Origin of the sequence: Archangium sp. (genome assembly GCF_036277355.1) — a bacterium.
In the GTDB taxonomy this organism is placed as follows: Bacteria; Myxococcota; Myxococcia; order Myxococcales; family Myxococcaceae; genus Archangium.
The window spans coordinates 86,039-101,883 of the sequence record NZ_DASUNC010000059.1 but is presented as its reverse complement, the minus strand read 5'-3'; the positions used below and the strand labels follow the sequence as shown (position 1 = coordinate 101,883).

The following is a 15,845-nucleotide window of genomic DNA, read 5'->3' as shown; positions in this document are numbered from 1 at the left end:
GAACGGCTGGAGTACGCTGTGTCATGCGGGCGTGCGTTTCTGAGGCGGCCTGAGTCTTGAGCAAACCCAAGCTAAATCAGGGCGTTACGCCCGCAACCGCCCTCCTTCTCCTCTGTCCCGGTGAATAATCCGGGCTAGCGGACAGGGAACGTCCCGGGCGTGGGCTCGGGACGTTCGGCCGTGCTCAGCACGCACAGAAACGCCAGCTCGCCTCTTGCAATTGTACGAGGCGCAGATGCACTGATTGCAGAAGGGATCCTTGGCTGACAAGAACCCCCAAGAACCCCCAAGAGCCCCCAAGAACCCCTCTCCCTTCGGGAGAGGGACGGGGTGAGGGTGCCACGGGCCCCGGGTTGAACCCGAGACCCGTGGCTACTTGCCCGGAGCCGCGGGCCGAGCGGGCCAGCGCATGGCCCACGTCTCGATCTGGAACAGCCCCTTCTCGTTGGGAACATGGGCGGCGAGCAGGGCCACGTCGCCGTTCACGGCGCAGGACAGCGACGTCTCCCCGCCGAACTCATTCCACACGAGCCGGGTGTGCACGGGCCCGTAGGAATAGGGCACCCAGGTGCTGAACACGAGCTGGTGGTACTCGTTGATCCAGAAGATGCCGCGCTCGGAGCCGTTCTGCAGGGGCTCGGTGATCAACGAGAGTCCCATGGGGCCGTCGAGCACTCTTCCGAACGCGGAGCAGCGCTGCTCGAGGGAGGCGATCCGCAGGTGGCACCGCTGGGCCTCGCCCTGGTAGATGTGGATCCACTCCACGTTCGAGCCGTCGCTCACGACGGCGACGGTCGAGCCGTATCCGAGGAGGACGCGCCGGAGGACGGCCTGCTCGGTCTCGGGGGACATGCCCGGGACCTTGGGCCACCGGTTGACGGTCCGGACGGTGGGAGGGACCTTGGAGGCGGGGATGACCTTCGCCTCGGCCGAGGGCTTTCCATCGAGGCCGTAGGGCCGGGAGAAGTGCCGGTCCTCGATTGACGATCGGTACGTCACGACGAAGCCCTGATCCGAGCGGGTGACGTTCGGGTAGACGTCACCGGGAGGCGTCTGGTACGCACGTGCGAGGGTGCCCGTCATCCACACGGCGAGCAGGACTCCGCGTCCGAGCATCCACACCTGGGGGTTCTGGCTCATGCCCCGAGCCTAACCGAGAGCCCGGCCCCCGTGGACCACCCCCGGGTCATTCGCGGGGCCGGGCCGCCTCCGCGTCGGGATCCGGGGCGCCCTGGAGGTAGCCGGCCTGCTGGAGGGCCTCGATGGCGGCCTGGCCGATGTGACCCTGCTGCGCCGAGTTGCTCCGCTGCTTCCACAGCTCGAGCTGCGCGCGCAGGGCGGTGGCGGCGGCTTCGGCCCGGGCGGAGTCTTCTCCGGCGATGTCGCGCTGTCCGGAGGGATCCTTCGCCAGGTCATACAGCTCGCGAGGCTTCACGGTGGTGCGCAGGCCGTAGGCGAGCACGGACTCCTTGCCCTCGGGGTTGATGATGACGAGCTCATCGCCCCGGTACTGCGCGAAGAAGTAGCCCTTGCAGTCGGAGTAGGCGGGGGCCTCGGGGAGCGGCTCGCCGTGGAGCGCGGGGGCCAGGTCCCTCCCGTCGAGCCCGGGCGGGTGCGGCACTCCGGCGAGCGAGAGCAGGGTGGGGAACAGGTCGATGAGCTGGACGCGGGACGGGACACGCTGCCCGGCGGCGAGGTTCCCCTCCCAGGCGATGATGAGCGGGATGCGCAGGACGGAGTCGTGGGGCGCGACGTGCTCGAGCACGGCGCCGTGCTCGCCGAGCCGCTCGCCGTGGTCGGCGGTGATGACGACGATGGTGCGCTCCAGCACGCCGTGCTGGTCCAGCGTGGCGAGCAGCGTCTGGATCTCCTGGTCCGCGTCCACGATGGCCGAGTCATAGAGCGCGTTGATGTGCTCCTGCTCGCGGGGCGTGACGTCGCCGGGAGACATGAACTGGTTGTGGTCCTCCTGGGTGAAGGCGTTCTGGAAGCGTCCCTCGTAGCCGGGGTCGAACCGGAGCGGCTGACGGGGGGTGAGCGGGTAGTGGACGTTCTCCAGGTGGAACCAGGCGAAGGTGGGGTGGTCGGCGAACTGCGCGGCGAGCCGCTCGAGCTGCTTCTGGGGCGAGGGCTTGATGAAGACGTTGATGCGCTCGGCGTCGTCGAAGTCGGACAGGTCGATGGGGGGGAAGAGGGCCTGGTCCGTGCCGGCGAAGGTGTCGTAGCCGTGCGCGGCGAGGAGCTGGGGAAGGGTGGCGAGGTCGGGCGGAGGCCGCTGCCCGCGCTCCTGGACGCCGGTGTTGAGGGGATGGCGGCCGGCCATCAGCGCGGTGAGGGAGGGCCACGTTAGACAGGACTGGGCCGTTGCCCGGTCGAACTGGACACCCGAGCGCGCGATGTGATCGATCATCGGCGAGGTGTTGCGCCCATAGCCATAGGTGCCCAGGTGATCGGCGCGCAGGGCGTCCACGGTGATGAGCAGGATGTTGGGAGCGGACGAGGCGCCCATGACGCGGGGATTGGCCCAGAGGCCGCGCGCCTCGCCGGTGCCACCGGCGGCCTGGGCCTCGAGGGTGATGCGCGAGCGTTGACCGGCCTCGCCCTCCAGGCGCAGCCGCTGGTCGTGCCACTTCAGGTCGGCGGGCACCACCTCGTCGAACAGCACGCGGTCATCCTGGCGGGCGATGAAACGCACCGGGGCACCGCGCGAGCCCTGCTCGTGGCCGAGGCCCACCCAGAGCTCGGCGCGCTCGGGGAGGGTGACCTCGAAGGTGTAGCGGCCACCGGGGCGGGCCACGAGCCCCGTGCGCCAGCTGGAGCCCGTCGGGGTGGCGTTGGCGGCGCGGCGGATGAGGCGGGTGAGGATGGGGTTGCCCGGGGTGCGCCAGTCCGGCATGTCCGCGTTCAGCACCTCGATGCGGCGCACGGCGTTGGCCGAGCCGGAGATGACGAGCAGGCCCGCGCCCGCGTTCGGGGGCAGGTGGTCGAAGCGCTGGCACATCCACTGCCCGTTGGGGGCGCGCGAGGATCGCAGACAGGGCCCCAGCTCCTTGCCGGGGAGGGGCCCGTCGATGGGACGGGGCTGGCCACCGAAGGCGGCGGCCTCGGCGGCGTTGAGGCTGCGCAGGGTGATGGCGGGGCGGGGGCCTTCGGTAGGGGCCATCAGGACGCGGAGCACGAAGCCACGCACGGGCTCCACGGGGATGGGCACGGCGAGCGCGGCGTGGCCCGTGGTGTCCGGGAAGCTGTCCAGCTCGAGCAGCGCCGGCTCCGAGGGCGGGGCCGGGACCTCGAGGGCATTGGCCAGGGCATCGATGAGCCGCGGGGACGTGGGGGGCGCGGCGTGGGGCCTCAGGGAGAAGGCCAGCCCTAGCGCGCCGGCCAGCAGCACCAGCAGCACGAGCATCCGCGCATGCCTCATTGTTCTTCCCGGTAGACGAGGTGCTCGCGCGCATCCAGCCAGCGCAGGGGATCCTGCTCCATCCAGCGCAGCAACTCGGCGCGCAGCGAGGCGGTGACGTCCGGGTGCTCGCTGGCCAGGTCGCGCTGCGCGTGGGGATCCGCCTTCAGGTCGAACAGCCGCCAGCGGGGCGACTCGTTCGTCGGCATGTAGACGAGCTCCCAGGGTCCTCGGCGTGCGGCGCGGAGCTTGGCGGTCACCGTCCGGTCCAGCCACGAGCGCTTGAGCACGAGCGCATGCGTGCCGGGCTCGACCTCCAGCAGCTCCAGCAGGGCCGGGTAGGTGAGGGCACCGGGCGGTTGCGACCGGGGGCCTCCGAGCCAGAGGGTGGTCTCGGCGAAGAGGGTGCGGTCCTCGGGAATCGGCTGGAGCAGGGAGCGGCCATCGAGCCCCTCGGGCACCTTCAGCTGGAGCGCGTCGAGAATCGTGGGCATCAGGTCCACGCCGCTGGCGAGCCCCTCGCGGGTGCCGGGAGCGATGCCGGGGCCCTGGAGCAGCAGGGCGGTGCGATTGGCGGCATCACCGCCCTCGAACCACTTGCCGTGCTCGGTGGTGGTGCCGGGCTCGAAGAGGTTCTCGCCGTGGTCTCCCGTCACGACGAGGAGCCGGTCCTTGACGCCATCGGCCTCGAGCCGCTCGACGAGACGGCCCACCTCGCGATCGAAGGCCCGGAGGCTGCCGTCGTAGAGGGCGCGGATCTGCTCGATGTCGGAATCGGGCGGACGCTCGGAGACGCGGGCAAGGTCATTGAGCTGCTGGATTTCGTACGAGTAGCGGCTGGAGCCGGCGTAGTCCGGGCGCGTATAGGCATTCGCGTCCGGCATGGGCGGGGCGAAGGGCGCGTGGGTGACGGAGTAGAAGGCCACCAGGAGGAAGGGCTTGTCGCTGGACTCGAGCCGCTCGAGCTGGGCGAGGACGCGCTCGGTGAGCACGGAGGGGTCGGCGTTCACCGGGAGGTAGCGGGCCACGGGGAACAGGCGCTGGCCGAGCGGGCCGCTGAAGAAGGCGAGCGCGAGGGGCAGGCGCTGGAAGGACTCGCGGTCCGCGAAGACCTCGACGCTGGTTTCGGGAGGAGCGTCGACGACGTCGAAGCCGTAGCGGACGCGGTTGAACATCTCACCGGCGTAGTCGCTCACCACGGCGGTGTTGTAGCCCTGGGCGGCGAGCACGCGGGGGAGCGTGGGCAGCAGCACGTTCGTCACTTCGGCGCGAGGGAAGAGGTCCCGGATGCCGTGGCGGTGCGGGTAGACGCCCGTGAGCAGCGAGGTCCACGACGCGGTGGTGCTGGCGATGGGCACGAAGTGGTTGGCCACCCACAGGCTCTTGCCGCGCAGGGCATCCAGGTGGGGCGTGGTGTCGCGCGGGTTGCCCTCGGAGGTGAAGCGGTCGGGCCGGAGCGAGTCGGCGGCGAGGATGATGATGGACCGGCCCTGGGCGCGCGAGGTGTGCTTCATCGGCAGGGCGGAGGCGAGGGCCACGAGGAGCACCGCCCCGCCGGTGAAGAGGGCCCTGCGCCCGAGCAGGAGCTGGCGGTGCCGCACGAGCGCGGCCACGGCCCAGGCGGCGCCGAGACAGAGCAGGAGCAGGTCCAGGCTCCGCTCGCCGAGACCTTCCACGAGTGCCACCTGGAAGCGCGCGCGCGGGCCACCGGCGCGCCAGAGCATGTCCTCGAAGAGGGCGGGGCGGTGGGCGATGGTTCGGGCCACCTGCACGGCGGCGAGCAGCACGCCGAGGCCGGCCACCCGGGGGCGGGAGGGACGCAGGCCGAGGCCGAGGAGGAGGACGCGGGCCGTGACGCCGCACAGGGCGCCCACGAGCACCACCCCGAGGATGAGCGCGGCCTGGAAGCCGAGGATGTGGACGGTGAGGGCGGACATCTCCTGCCGCACCTGACCGGTGAGTTGCCGCCACGCGGGGAGCAGGAAGGCCCCGAGCGAGAGCAGGTGCAGGGCCAGGAGGAGGCCGGCGCCCAGGCCAGCCGCCTCGAGCCAGGGCCGTGCCCTCGAGACCCGGGAAGCGGGCGGGTGAGAACTCATGCCGGGCAAGAAACCCGATCCGCCGATGGGCATGCAAGGAATTGCGGCTGGGAAGCCTCCTTGCCCGCTCCCGGTCCCGGCGGGGGGGCCCCAGGAAGGTCACCCCTCACCGGAAGACGGAGAGGGCGGTCTCGTAGGTGCCCACGTGGGCTTCCAGGGTGGCCGTGATGGGCCTGGCGTAGCCGCCCCCGAGGGTGAGCACGATGGGCAGGCCTCGATGCCATGCGGCCTGGAGCACGAAGAGGTCGCGCTCGCGCATGCCGGCATGGGTGAGGGACAGCCGGCCGAGCGAGTCCTCGGCGAGCGGGTCCACGCCGGCCTGGTAGAAGAGGATGTCGGCCCCGGCCGCCTCGAGCACCTCGTGCAGGTGGGTGGCGAGCACGTCGAGGTAGGCGCGGTCATCCACACCATCGGGCAGACCCACGTCGCGGCTGGAGCGCTGCTTGCGGAAGGGGAAGTTGTGCTCGCCGTGGATGGAGAAGGTGAAGACGGAGTCATCGCCCTCGAAGACGGCGGCGGTGCCGTTGCCCTGGTGGACGTCGAGGTCCACGACGACGGCGCGCTGGATGCGGCGCTCGGCCTGGAGGACGCGGATGGCCACGGCGATGTCGTTGAAGACGCAGTAGCCCTCGCCATGGTCGGGGAATGCGTGGTGGGTGCCTCCGGCGAGGTTGCCGGAGATGCCGTCCTCGAGGGCGGCGCGGGCGGCGCCCACGGTGCCACCCACGGAAGCGCAAGAGCGCACGAGCAGATCCTGGGACCAGGGGAAGCCCAGGCGGCGGAGCTCGGCGTCGGAGAGGGTGCCGGACCAGAGGGCGTCGAGGTAGCGCGGGGTGTGGACGCGCTCCAGGTCCGTGCGCGAGATGGGGACGGAGGGCTGGAGCTGGCTGGGGGAGAGCACGCCGCGCTCCAGGAGGAGCTCGCGCAGCAGGCGGTACTTCTCCATGGGGAAGCGGTGCCCTGGGGGGAGGGGGACGACGTACTGGTCGCAGTGGAAGACGCGCACGGGTGGACAGGCGTAGCGCCTGGGCGGAGCGGGTGCAACGGGAGGCGTTGGACCCGTTAGACCCGATGGGAGGCTCGTCCGTTACACCAGCGAGCGCGCGCTGGAATTTCGACCCGGATTACCTCTCCCCGGAGCCCTGCCATGACCCTGAAGTCCGTTTCGCGCCCCATGCTCGGGGCCGCGCTGGCCCTCTTGACGTTCGCGTCCCCCCTGGCCCTCGCCGAGGCGCCCCAGAAGCCCGCCCAGTCCCAGGGCGCCCCAGTCCCGCCGTCTCAGCAGCAGCAGATGCGTCCGAGGATCGACGTGGTGTTCGTGCTGGACACGACGGGCTCGATGGCGGGGCTGATCGAGGGGGCGAAGCAGAAGATCTTCTCGATCGCGTCGCGCATCGCGCAGGGCAAGCCCACGCCGCGGGTGAGGGTGGGGCTGGTGGCGTACCGGGACGTGGGGGACGACTACGTGACGAAGCGGTACGAGCTGACGGAGGACCTGGACGGCCTCTTCACGCACCTGAGGAAGCTGGAGGCGGGAGGAGGGGGAGACACGCCGGAGCACGTGGGGCGGGGGTTGGGCGAGGCGGTGTCGAAGCTGTCGTGGGACCCGAGCCGGGAGACGATGAAGCTCATCTTCCTGGTGGGGGACGCGCCGCCGGCGCAGCGCAACGACGACTGGAACTTCAACCACTGGGCGAAGCGGGCGGCGGAGAAGCACATCGTGGTGAACACGGTGCGGTGCGGAGGGGATCCGGAGACGGAGACGCACTGGAAGTTGGCGGCGAAGACGACGGATGGGCGGTACGAGTCGCTGGAGCAGTCGGGCGGGATGGTGGCGGTGGCGACGCCATATGACGCGGAGCTGGCGAAGGTGAACGCGGAGCTGGCGAGCAAGACGCTGTACGCGGGGAAGAAGGAAGCGCAGGTGGCGAACCGGGCGAGGGCGGAGCAGATGGCGACGCTGGCGCCGGAGGCGGCGGCGGAGCGCATCCAGTTCCTGAAGACGACGCGAGGAGCGGGGAGGGCGCCGGCGGCGGCGGCGGTGAGCAGCGCGCCGGAGGCGGTGGGAGGAGCGGTGGACCTGGCGGCGCAGCCGGAGGCGTTGGCGAGCGTGAAGGACGACGAGCTGCCGCAGGAGTTGAAGGGGCTGGACGCGGCGGCGAGGGACGCGAAGGTGAAGCAGCTGGCGGGGGAGCGGAAGGCGCTGGAAGAGAAGGCGGCGAAGCTGGCGTCGGAGCGGGACGCGTGGAGGGCGAAGAACGTGGCGGAGAAGGAGGACTCGTTCGACGCGAACGTGATGAAGGGCGTGAAGGAGAAGGCGGCGAAGTACGGCCTCACCTACTGAGCGGCCCCATCACGAAGCCCCCATCACAAAGCCCCCATCACCCACTGGCCCCAACAACCCCTCTCCCTTCGGGAGAGGGACGGGGTGAGGGTATCTGGAGCACTCGGGTTGCGAGCGACTTGGGGACCCCTGGTCCCTACGGCCAGCGCACGCTCCCACCGGCGGCCATGGCGGAACCGACGAACGGAGTCATGGTCTTGAAACCCTGCGGGGGAGTCATGGCGGTGGTGCTGGCCACGCCGAGCTGGGTGATGCCGTGGGGCATGAGCCGCTCGAGGTTGTAGCTCCTGCCCTGGAAGTGGAACGGGGTGCTGGAGCGCAGGACGGCGGAGAACAGGTTGGTGCCGAGCGGGCCCACGGAAGTCCCCACCACGGAGGACAGCCGCTGGAAGGTGGCGATGGGCTCGCCGCGGGAGAACGTCTCCGGGCGGGAGAAGTCACCACAGGGCTCGCGGTGGAGGTACAGCGTGAAGCTGCCGGTGGCGTCGAGCGACACCGACAGGTCGCCATTCTGGAACTTCCGGGCGGTGAAGGGCTCGGAGCGGAAGGTGAAGAATGCCGAGCCCTCGCCGGGCGTGCCGTTGAAGAGGGGCTCGATGCCCGCGAGGTGGGCGAAGTAGCCCAGGTCCTGCAGCGACCCATCGGGGGCCTCGTAGAAGCGCCCGATGGCGTACCAGACGACTCCAGCGATGGGGTGCAGGTCCATGGACGTACCTCCAAGACTCACGCGTGGGCGCGCAGGAACTCCACGAGGGGAGGATTGACGGCGTCGGGGTGGGTCATGTTGGCGGCGTGGGCGGCGCCGGGGACGAGCACGAGGCGCGTGCTGCCGGGGAGGCTCTTGTGGAGGAGCTCGCCCTCGGAGGGGGGGATGCCGGTGTCATCGGTGCCGTGGAACACGATGGCGGGGCAGTGGATGTCACCGAGGCGGGGCCGGATGTCGTCGCGGTCGATGAGGTTGTTCATCGCGGCGACGAAGTGGTCCTTGGGAGTCTGGCGCCAGCGGTCGAGCCAGGGGGAGTGGAAGCGGGAGTCGCCGATGATGCCGCCGGCGAGGAACTGGATGATGTTCTCGGTGGCGCCCGGGGTGCCCCAGAGGTCGCGCGTCTGGAGGTAGCCGGCGCGGACCTCGGGCTCGTCGATGGTGCCGCGGGTGCTCATGAGGACGAGGGCGCGGACGCGGTCGGGGTAGCGGAGGGCGACGCGGAGGGCGCAGTAGCCGCCCTGGGACATGCCGCCGACGACGGCCTGGCGGATGCCGAGGTGGTCGAGCAGGGCGATGCAGTCGGCGGCGGAGTCATAGAGGTCGAAGGGCTTGCCATCCCAGCGGGTGCGGCCGAAGCCGCGGGCGTCCCAGCGGATGACGCGGAAGGCGGGGGCGAGCGCCTGGACCTGCGCGTCGAACATGCGGCTGTCCATGAGGAAGCCGTGGGCGAGGATGATGGCGGGACCGGAGCCGCCGGAGTCCTCGAAATAGATGCCTTGGTGGTTGAGCTCGGCGATGGGCATGGGTGCTTTCTAGCACGCGCTCAATCCTCGTCGTGGCCCTCCATCAATTCGCGGAGGTAGCGCTCGCGATGGAGGAGGAAGTCGCGAGTCAGGCGGTAGTGGGCAAGTTGAACGGATCGCAGTTGAAGTCCGGTACCTGCTCACGCAGGAGCGTCACCGTACGGATGGAGGTCGGGTCCATGGTCCTCGCGGGTGCATCGCGGCCGAGGATGCACGAGCCGGATTGTCGGGCTCGGGTGCCCGATGTAGCGTCGGAAGACTTCTGGCCAGCTGAGTTCGACGGAAAGCCTTGTCTATGACACGGAAGGAGAAGGACTTCCATGCGCGGTGGATGGAAGGCGCCGAGGAACTGGCCAGGCTCTATGTGGCTCTACGGCATGCGACCTATGTCCGATACGAGCGGGAGTTCCTGGCCTTGCAGCGAAGGATGCTCGCCAAGGACAAGACGGATTGGGAAAGGCGCGAGACTCGCAGAAGGGTTGCCGAGGAGTTGCTGTTGGGAGCGTATGGCCGAAATGCACCTTGGCCAGCGTTTGGAAGGGCATTCCGGCGTATCCATCGACTGGGTTACTCGAACTTGGAGCGGCGGATGCATGTCGCCGTCCTCTTCGCTCGCTGGGCTCAGGCCCATCCCTCTCATCTCTCGGCCGCCCGTCGTTTGCTGGCTCTGACCGAGCGGCACTTCCGCGCTGCTTCTCCGAAAGAGCCTCAGTACGAGGTCGTTCGCGAGAATCTGGAGACAATCCAGCGGGAAATAGGAAGTGTATCGGCGCGGAGTTCATCCGGACCTCGGAGGCGAAGGTCCGGATAGATCACTCCCTCGTCACCGCGCGCAGCACGATCTCCCGCCGCTGTCCGAGCAGGCGCAGGGCCAGGGGGAGCAGCGAGCGGTACACGATGACGTTGAAGGCGGCGCACAGGGCGATCATCGCCAGCGTCTGCCCACTCGGCCCGCTCTTCCCGGCGAATCGCAGGGCCCAGGCGAAGGGGGCACAGCCCACGCTCGCCGCGACGATGCCGAGCATGGAGGCGGTGAGGGGCAGCTTGTCCCGGCGTTTGAGGCTCGCGTGGAACTTCACGGGGAAGTACAGGGACAGGAAGTTGCCGGCGGCGAGCAGCACGGGGACGACGGCCACCACGGCCGCCATGGCGCACAGGAAGTCCAGCGCCGAGCCCTTGCCGAAGTACACCCGGTAGAACACTCCCACCAGCAGGGCCATGGCCCCGGCCGCCGAGCCCTGCACCACGTTCTTCGCCCGCAGCACGTCCCCCAGCTCCACGGGGGCGGCGATGAGCATGGCCAGCCCGTGCCCGTCATAGGCGAACGTGTTCTGCGAGAACGTGGACGCCATCACCACCGCGCCGTAGATGCACAGGCCGCCCATCAACCAGGCATCCACGCTCGCGCCCAGCAGGTACTCGAAGAGGGCCCGTCCCGACGTCAGCTTCAGCAGGATGGCCAGCACGAAGGGCACGGCCGCGAGCAGCCGCGCACGCGGGTTGCGCCACAAATCCAGCGCCTCGCGCGCCAGCAGCGTGGTGTACGTGGTGCGCGTGCGGGCGAACGGATCATTGTCCCCGGACTCCTTCACGGCCGGGCCGGCGCGGCCCACGTTGCGGTGGAAGCGCAGCAGCAGCGCGTACGCGAGCCCCAGCCCCAGCAGGGCGAAGAAGACCATGCCCACGCCGTCCACCAGCGCATTGCGCCGGTACCCATAGCTCAGCTCCAGCAGCGCGTCCCCGAAGAAGCCCGAGGGCACCCGTCCCAACGCAATCGTCGCGTCGATGATGAGGGCCATGTCCAGCTTGTCCACGCCCCCCTCGCCCACGGCCGTCAGCCACGAGGTATCGATGGGCGGGATGAGGGACGCGGCCACGAGGAACACCACGAAGCCGCCACCAATGAGCTGGGCGCTGTGCTTCTCGCGCAGCACGTTGAGCACCGAGTGCAGGGCCACCCGGCTCCAGGCTGCGTTGAGCAGGGCGAACAGCACGTAGAGCAGCACCGCGAACCACTTCAATCGCAGCGGGTGCACCGAGGCGAAGCCCAGCGCCGCTCCCGTCAAGGGCGCGTAGAAGACGAGCGCGCGCGGCTCGAAGAGGCTCGCCACCGTGGACGCGATGAGCAGCCGGAAGGGCGAGATGGGGAAGGGGGCGTAGCGGCTCAGCTCCGAGTGGTCATCCACGCCCGCGCTCATCAGCGGCCACGTCACCCACACCGCCGACGTGACGAAGCACAGCAGGTTGAGGATGAAGAAGGGCCACACGCCGTTCTCGGCGATGGGCTTGAGCCGCATCAACCCGTAGAACGTCACGCCCAGGCCCCAGGCCGGCGCGCTCGAGAGCAGGAAGGCGGCCACCGCCATGAACGGGCTCCGGCCCGCTCCCTGGTTGAGTCCGATGTCCAGGCGCAGGCCCCACAACAGCCACAGGTGCCGGAAGAAGCCCGGCGCGGCCACCCGGTTCACGCGGACCCCCGGCGCAGCGGAACCACCTCGGCGGGCGGTGCTTCCCCGTAGAAGGACAGCTTCGCGTTGCGCGCGGCCGGCACGGAGATGAGCTTCTCGAACACGGCCTCCAGCGAGGGCGCGTCATAGCGCTCCATCAACTGCTGCACCGTGCCCTGGTCCAGCATCCTCCCGCCGCGGATGACGCCCGCGTGCGTGGCCAGCCGCTCCGCGATCTCCAGCACGTGCGTGGTGAGCAGCAGCGTCACGCCCCGCCGGCTCAGCTCGCGCAGCAGCTCGCGGATGACGCCCGCGGCCAGCACGTCGATGCCCTCGAAGGGCTCGTCCAGCAGCACCAGCTCCGGCGCGTGGATCAGCGCCGCGGCGATGGCCAGCCGCCGCCGCATGCCCTTGGAGTACTCGGCCACCAGCGCGCCCGCCTTGTACGTCAGCTCCGTGAGCTCGAGCAGCTCGGCCGCCCGCGCCGCCGCCTCGTCCCCGCTCAGCCCGTACATCCGCCCGCAGAAGGTGAGGTACTGCCGGCCGGTGAGCCGCTCGAAGAGGCTCAGCTCCTCGGGCACTACGCCGATGTGGCGTTTGACCTCCAGCGGCCGGGCCACCGCGTCCACCCCCAAGAGGGAGATGCGGCCGGCGTCCGGTGCGTACACCCCGGTGAGCAGCGCGATGGTGGTGGACTTGCCCGCCCCGTTGGGGCCGAGGAAGGCGTAGAAGGAGCCGCGGGGGATGGACAGCTCCATCCCGTTGAGCGCGGTGAATTCGCCGAAGCGCTTCACGAGCCCATGGGCGTCGACGGCCAGATTCGTTGGGGTGGGGGACATGCGCGGGCCGGATCAGAGCCGACTCCGCCACCCTCCCACAATCCCCCCGATGTCCGAGGCCCGCATGAAGGACCTGGCACCTGGGAGGTGGCGTGGGAGGCTCCTGCTCAGTGCACCATGGCCACTTCGGGCGGGCCGATGATGCGCTGCACCGTCATCCGCACCTTGTCCAGGTCCACGGGCTTGGAGATGTAGCCGGCGGCGCCCACCAGCTCCGCCTCCCACTCGAAGCCGTAGCCCGAGATGATGATGATCGGCAGTCCGCGCGCCCGCGGCATCTTCTTGAGGGCATCCAGCAGGCCCCAGCCGCTCATCACCGGCATGCGCAGGTCGAGCAGGACGGCCTGGGGAATCTCGCCCTCGAGGGTGTCGAGGGCCTCACGGCCGTTACCGGCCTGTTCCGTGCGATAGCCCATCTCCTCCAGGGCATCGCAGATGAGCGTGCGGTGGCTCGCGTCGTCGTCGACGACCAGGATGTAGGACATGGCGGGGCCTCGATGCTGATTCCGGCAGGGAAGGCGGATTCTATGCGGGGCAACATGGGAATGGCTTTCCCGTTCCGGAAGGGGTGTGCCCGGTTTTCAACATCCCTCGAAAAGCTGGAGGGCGTTCTGCCCCAGGATGCCTGCCTCCACCTCGTCCCCGAGCTCGAGGGACAGCAACTGCTTGAGCTCGCGGTCCCAGGCGTACGGCAGGTTGGGGAAGTCCGTGCCGTAGAGAATGCGCTCGGGACGGACTTCCAGCAAGCGGCGGGGCACCGGAATGGGGAAATAACCGGCCACGGCCATGGTGGTGTCCAGCCAGAGGGTGTCGTAGCGCTCCAGGAGCCGCTCGTACGCGTCGAACTCGTCCGCGCCCAGGTGGGGGATGCACAGCTTGAGGCCCGGGTGGTCCTCGAGGACCCGCTCCACGCGCTCGGCCGAGCAGAGGGCGTGCACGTCGCACTTGTACTGAGGGCTGGCGGGCTCGCGGCCAGCGTGCATCACCAGGGGCCGCCCGGCCCGGGCACAGGCCTCGTACACCTCGTGGAGCGCGGGCGCGTCCGGGGCGAAGCACTGCACGTGGCAGTGCAGCTTCACGCCCTTGAGGCCCGCCGCGAAGGCCTCGGCGAGGATGTCCGCCGCGCCCTCTTCGCCCGGCAGCACGGTGGCCAGCCCCAACACGCGCGGCTCGGCCCGGGCCACCTCGGCGACGTAGGCGTTGAGGAAGCGCGCCATGCCCGGCTTGTGCGCGTAGTGCAGCGCCACCACCCGGTGCACCCCGCGCGACAGCAGGAAGGACACCACCTGGGGCGTGTGCAGCTTGTAGCGGATGGGCCAGCCGTACTGCTCGAACCAGCGCCAGATGGCCTCGAAGACGCCGTCCGGGAAGAGGTGGACGTGGGCATCCACCACGGGCGGCAGCCCCTCGGGCAGCCGGGGCCCCTCCTCGTCGTTCAGGGCTGGCAGGGGCAGTGTCGAGCTTCCAGACGCCAGCCAGCCGGAGGCGGCGCCCAGGCAGGCCGGGGACTCGTCGGAGTGGCTCATGCGCGGGAGGAGCCCTACTCCTTCTTGCGCTTCGCCTCTCCCGGCTTCGGCGGGTTGTCCAGCCGCTGGAGATAGGCGTTGTTCGAGTAGCCGGCGCGCTCCAGCCGCTGCGTCTCGATGAGATCGGCGACCTTGGTGCACACCTGGCTGAGCAGACGGAGCGACTCGGCCAATATCTTCTCGGCCTGGTCCTGCGCGTCCGCGCGCTTGATGACGGTCCGATCGCGACGGAACAACTGGGTCAACTTCATCCCAACCAATCTAAGGGAAGGCGTGCCCTCTTGCCACCGGACTCACGGGCACCGCGCGCGTGCTCCCGCGCCGCCCGGGGCTCCCTCGGGGACGGGCCGGGCTGCTCCTCCCGCGCGCGGGTGTCGAGCCGTTGACGCATCCGGCCAACGCGGAGCGGTGGAAATCAACAACTTAACAGCCCAGCAAATTTACAACCTGGACTCCGCTCGGCTGGGGGGTGGAGCCGCCGCGAGGGAAAGCGTCGGGTAAACGACCAATATCAGGGGCCTTTCACGAATTTTCAGCAGGGGGGGTGACGCGCGGAAAATTTGTGCTTACAGTGGGTCCATTCACTTCCCGACTTCCTGTCGGACGGTCGAAAGGGGGACTGCGCATGGCTTACGATGGCGAGCTTGTGAAGATGGAGAATGGCCGCTGGGCGCGGTTCCAGCGTTGCCAGGTGTACCGCCCGGGCGTCGAGGACGCGGGCGAGACGATGATGTTGATTGCCGTGGAGCTGGACGAGCGCTACCAGCTGTTGCTGGACGAAGTGGCGGACTCGCTGGCGCAGTACCGGCATCGGGGCATCCCGGTGCAGGCCAGGCTGGACGAGGCGCAGCGGTTGACGCTGCACCCGGAAGAGTCCAGCGCGCTTCATTAACGAGGCCGGTAGAAGCGCGCGGCGTTGTCATGAGCCACGCGCTTCACCACTCGTTCCGACAGCTTCGCCTTGGCCAGCATGTGGGCCACGCGCGCGAGCCCGAGGATGTCGCCGGCGCCATCGCCGGCATCCGAGTTGAGCACCAGCCGTTCACTGCCAAGCCGGCGCACCAGCGCCACGGCACGTTCGGCCTTGAGTGCCTCGGGGTGCAACGTCAGCCCCGCCCAATGCCCACAGCCGAGGATGTTGCGCACGGTGCGGCCGTTGGCGTGGTCCACCAGCACGCGTGAAGGCCGGATGCCGGAGTCGCGCAGCAGGGTGAGGATGCGCCGGGTGTGGCGCTCCTTGTCGCGCACCGGGGTGTGCACCAGCACCTTCAGCTTGAGCTGACGCGCGAGCGCGAGCTGCTCGAGGAAGGCCTCCTCCTCCTCGATGCCGCCCGCGTGCAGGCCCGTCTCGCCGAGGGCCACCACGCGTCCGCCGCGGAAGTAGTCCGGGAGGCTCGCGAGCACCTCGGACAGGCCGCGGCGGGGGATGCAGCGCGGGTGCACGCCCAGGGCGGCCCAGGCGCGGATGCCCAGCCGCTCCAGGCGGGGCAATTGCCGGAGCATCAGGTCGTCGAAGTGCTTGCGCAGGGCCTTGGGCGTGGGCTCGGGCAGGTGGTGGGCCACCACCAACGCCCGCTCCACCCCGAAGAAGCGCATGGACTCGAGGTCCTGGTCGCTGAGGGCCTCCGGGTGGAGGTGCGCGTCGAAGAGCTGGAGGAGGGTGGTCGCCACGGTTCGTTCCGTC

At 69.8% G+C, this 15,845-nt stretch carries 14 protein-coding genes; 2 read left to right on the top strand and 12 right to left on the bottom strand.

Features of this window, described 5'->3' with window-relative positions; genetic code table 11:
• Nucleotides 1-372: 372 nt before the first annotated feature.
• The 4 genes from VFZ09_RS15325 to VFZ09_RS15310 all read right to left on the bottom strand — a co-directional run bounded on the left by VFZ09_RS15325 (nucleotide 373) and on the right by VFZ09_RS15310 (nucleotide 6,442).
• A complete protein-coding gene (locus tag VFZ09_RS15325) occupies nucleotides 373-1,140 on the bottom strand; it encodes a hypothetical protein (RefSeq protein ID WP_329728317.1) in 768 nt (255 codons plus the stop codon).
• A gap of 46 nt (nucleotides 1,141-1,186) precedes the next feature.
• A complete protein-coding gene (locus VFZ09_RS15320) occupies nucleotides 1,187-3,421 on the bottom strand; it encodes a sulfatase (RefSeq protein WP_329728316.1) in 2,235 nt (744 codons plus the stop codon).
• The gene (locus tag VFZ09_RS15315; RefSeq protein WP_329728315.1) at nucleotides 3,418-5,496 is read right to left on the bottom strand and encodes a sulfatase; all 2,079 of its coding nucleotides are present in this window, start codon (nucleotides 5,494-5,496) and stop codon (nucleotides 3,418-3,420) included. Before VFZ09_RS15315 ends, VFZ09_RS15320 begins: the two co-directional genes overlap by 4 nt.
• A 106-nt stretch (nucleotides 5,497-5,602) precedes the next feature.
• Complete coding sequence (locus VFZ09_RS15310) at nucleotides 5,603-6,442, bottom strand: histone deacetylase (RefSeq protein WP_329728314.1); 840 nt, start codon at nucleotides 6,440-6,442, stop codon at nucleotides 5,603-5,605.
• Nucleotides 6,443-6,643: 201 nt separating this feature from the next.
• Here VFZ09_RS15310 and VFZ09_RS15305 point away from each other — a divergent pair, with 201 nt between their 5' ends.
• Nucleotides 6,644-7,840, top strand: a complete 1,197-nt coding sequence (locus VFZ09_RS15305; protein WP_329728313.1) for a vWA domain-containing protein — start codon at nucleotides 6,644-6,646, stop codon at nucleotides 7,838-7,840.
• 136 nt (nucleotides 7,841-7,976) lie between these two features.
• On the opposite strand, the gene VFZ09_RS15300 is transcribed toward VFZ09_RS15305, so the two are convergent.
• The 7 genes from VFZ09_RS15300 to VFZ09_RS15270 form a co-directional block, all read right to left on the bottom strand.
• Nucleotides 7,977-8,546: a hypothetical protein gene (locus tag VFZ09_RS15300; protein ID WP_329728312.1), complete on the bottom strand. Its 570-nt coding sequence runs from the start codon at nucleotides 8,544-8,546 to the stop codon at nucleotides 7,977-7,979.
• A 17-nt stretch (nucleotides 8,547-8,563) separates the two neighbouring features.
• Nucleotides 8,564-9,349, bottom strand: coding sequence for an alpha/beta fold hydrolase (locus VFZ09_RS15295; protein WP_329728311.1), 786 nt, complete (start codon nucleotides 9,347-9,349; stop codon nucleotides 8,564-8,566).
• 812 nt (nucleotides 9,350-10,161) lie between these two features.
• Nucleotides 10,162-11,817, bottom strand: coding sequence for a hypothetical protein (locus tag VFZ09_RS15290; protein ID WP_329728310.1), 1,656 nt, complete (start codon nucleotides 11,815-11,817; stop codon nucleotides 10,162-10,164).
• Nucleotides 11,814-12,635, bottom strand: a complete 822-nt coding sequence (locus tag VFZ09_RS15285; RefSeq protein ID WP_329728309.1) for an ABC transporter ATP-binding protein — start codon at nucleotides 12,633-12,635, stop codon at nucleotides 11,814-11,816. Before VFZ09_RS15285 ends, VFZ09_RS15290 begins: the two co-directional genes overlap by 4 nt.
• Before the next feature lie 107 nt (nucleotides 12,636-12,742).
• Nucleotides 12,743-13,120, bottom strand: coding sequence for a response regulator (locus VFZ09_RS15280; protein ID WP_043414414.1), 378 nt, complete (start codon nucleotides 13,118-13,120; stop codon nucleotides 12,743-12,745).
• A gap of 96 nt (nucleotides 13,121-13,216) precedes the next feature.
• Nucleotides 13,217-14,161 carry an amidohydrolase family protein gene (locus tag VFZ09_RS15275; protein ID WP_329728308.1) on the bottom strand — a complete coding sequence of 315 codons (945 nt, stop codon included), beginning with the start codon at nucleotides 14,159-14,161 and terminating at the stop codon, nucleotides 13,217-13,219.
• Nucleotides 14,162-14,175: 14 nt separating this feature from the next.
• Nucleotides 14,176-14,412: a hypothetical protein gene (locus VFZ09_RS15270; protein WP_329728307.1), complete on the bottom strand. Its 237-nt coding sequence runs from the start codon at nucleotides 14,410-14,412 to the stop codon at nucleotides 14,176-14,178.
• 374 nt (nucleotides 14,413-14,786) lie between these two features.
• Here VFZ09_RS15270 and VFZ09_RS15265 point away from each other — a divergent pair, with 374 nt between their 5' ends.
• Nucleotides 14,787-15,053, top strand: coding sequence for a hypothetical protein (locus VFZ09_RS15265; RefSeq protein ID WP_047855751.1), 267 nt, complete (start codon nucleotides 14,787-14,789; stop codon nucleotides 15,051-15,053).
• Here the strand turns inward: VFZ09_RS15265 and VFZ09_RS15260 are convergent.
• Nucleotides 15,050-15,832 carry a TatD family hydrolase gene (locus tag VFZ09_RS15260; RefSeq protein WP_329728306.1) on the bottom strand — a complete coding sequence of 261 codons (783 nt, stop codon included), beginning with the start codon at nucleotides 15,830-15,832 and terminating at the stop codon, nucleotides 15,050-15,052. The two genes, VFZ09_RS15265 and VFZ09_RS15260, sit on opposite strands and share 4 nt — an antisense overlap.
• Nucleotides 15,833-15,845 lie beyond the last annotated feature (13 nt).

What these genes read in the sequence shown, in the direction of transcription:
- VFZ09_RS15300 (WP_329728312.1), bottom strand. Translation starts at nt 8,546, where the DNA reads ATGGACCTGCACCCCATCGCTGGAGTCGTCTGGTACGCCATCGGGCGC.
- VFZ09_RS15315 (WP_329728315.1), bottom strand. Translation starts at nt 5,496, where the DNA reads ATGAGTTCTCACCCGCCCGCTTCCCGGGTCTCGAGGGCACGGCCCTGG.
- VFZ09_RS15320 (WP_329728316.1), bottom strand. Translation starts at nt 3,421, where the DNA reads ATGAGGCATGCGCGGATGCTCGTGCTGCTGGTGCTGCTGGCCGGCGCG.
- VFZ09_RS15310 (WP_329728314.1), bottom strand. Translation starts at nt 6,442, where the DNA reads ATGGAGAAGTACCGCCTGCTGCGCGAGCTCCTCCTGGAGCGCGGCGTG.
- VFZ09_RS15325 (WP_329728317.1), bottom strand. Translation starts at nt 1,140, where the DNA reads ATGAGCCAGAACCCCCAGGTGTGGATGCTCGGACGCGGAGTCCTGCTC.
- VFZ09_RS15295 (WP_329728311.1), bottom strand. Translation starts at nt 9,349, where the DNA reads ATGCCCATCGCCGAGCTCAACCACCAAGGCATCTATTTCGAGGACTCC.
- VFZ09_RS15265 (WP_047855751.1), top strand. Translation starts at nt 14,787, where the DNA reads ATGGCTTACGATGGCGAGCTTGTGAAGATGGAGAATGGCCGCTGGGCG.
- VFZ09_RS15285 (WP_329728309.1), bottom strand. Translation starts at nt 12,635, where the DNA reads ATGTCCCCCACCCCAACGAATCTGGCCGTCGACGCCCATGGGCTCGTG.
- VFZ09_RS15275 (WP_329728308.1), bottom strand. Translation starts at nt 14,161, where the DNA reads ATGAGCCACTCCGACGAGTCCCCGGCCTGCCTGGGCGCCGCCTCCGGC.
- VFZ09_RS15280 (WP_043414414.1), bottom strand. Translation starts at nt 13,120, where the DNA reads ATGTCCTACATCCTGGTCGTCGACGACGACGCGAGCCACCGCACGCTC.
- VFZ09_RS15270 (WP_329728307.1), bottom strand. Translation starts at nt 14,412, where the DNA reads ATGAAGTTGACCCAGTTGTTCCGTCGCGATCGGACCGTCATCAAGCGC.
- VFZ09_RS15305 (WP_329728313.1), top strand. Translation starts at nt 6,644, where the DNA reads ATGACCCTGAAGTCCGTTTCGCGCCCCATGCTCGGGGCCGCGCTGGCC.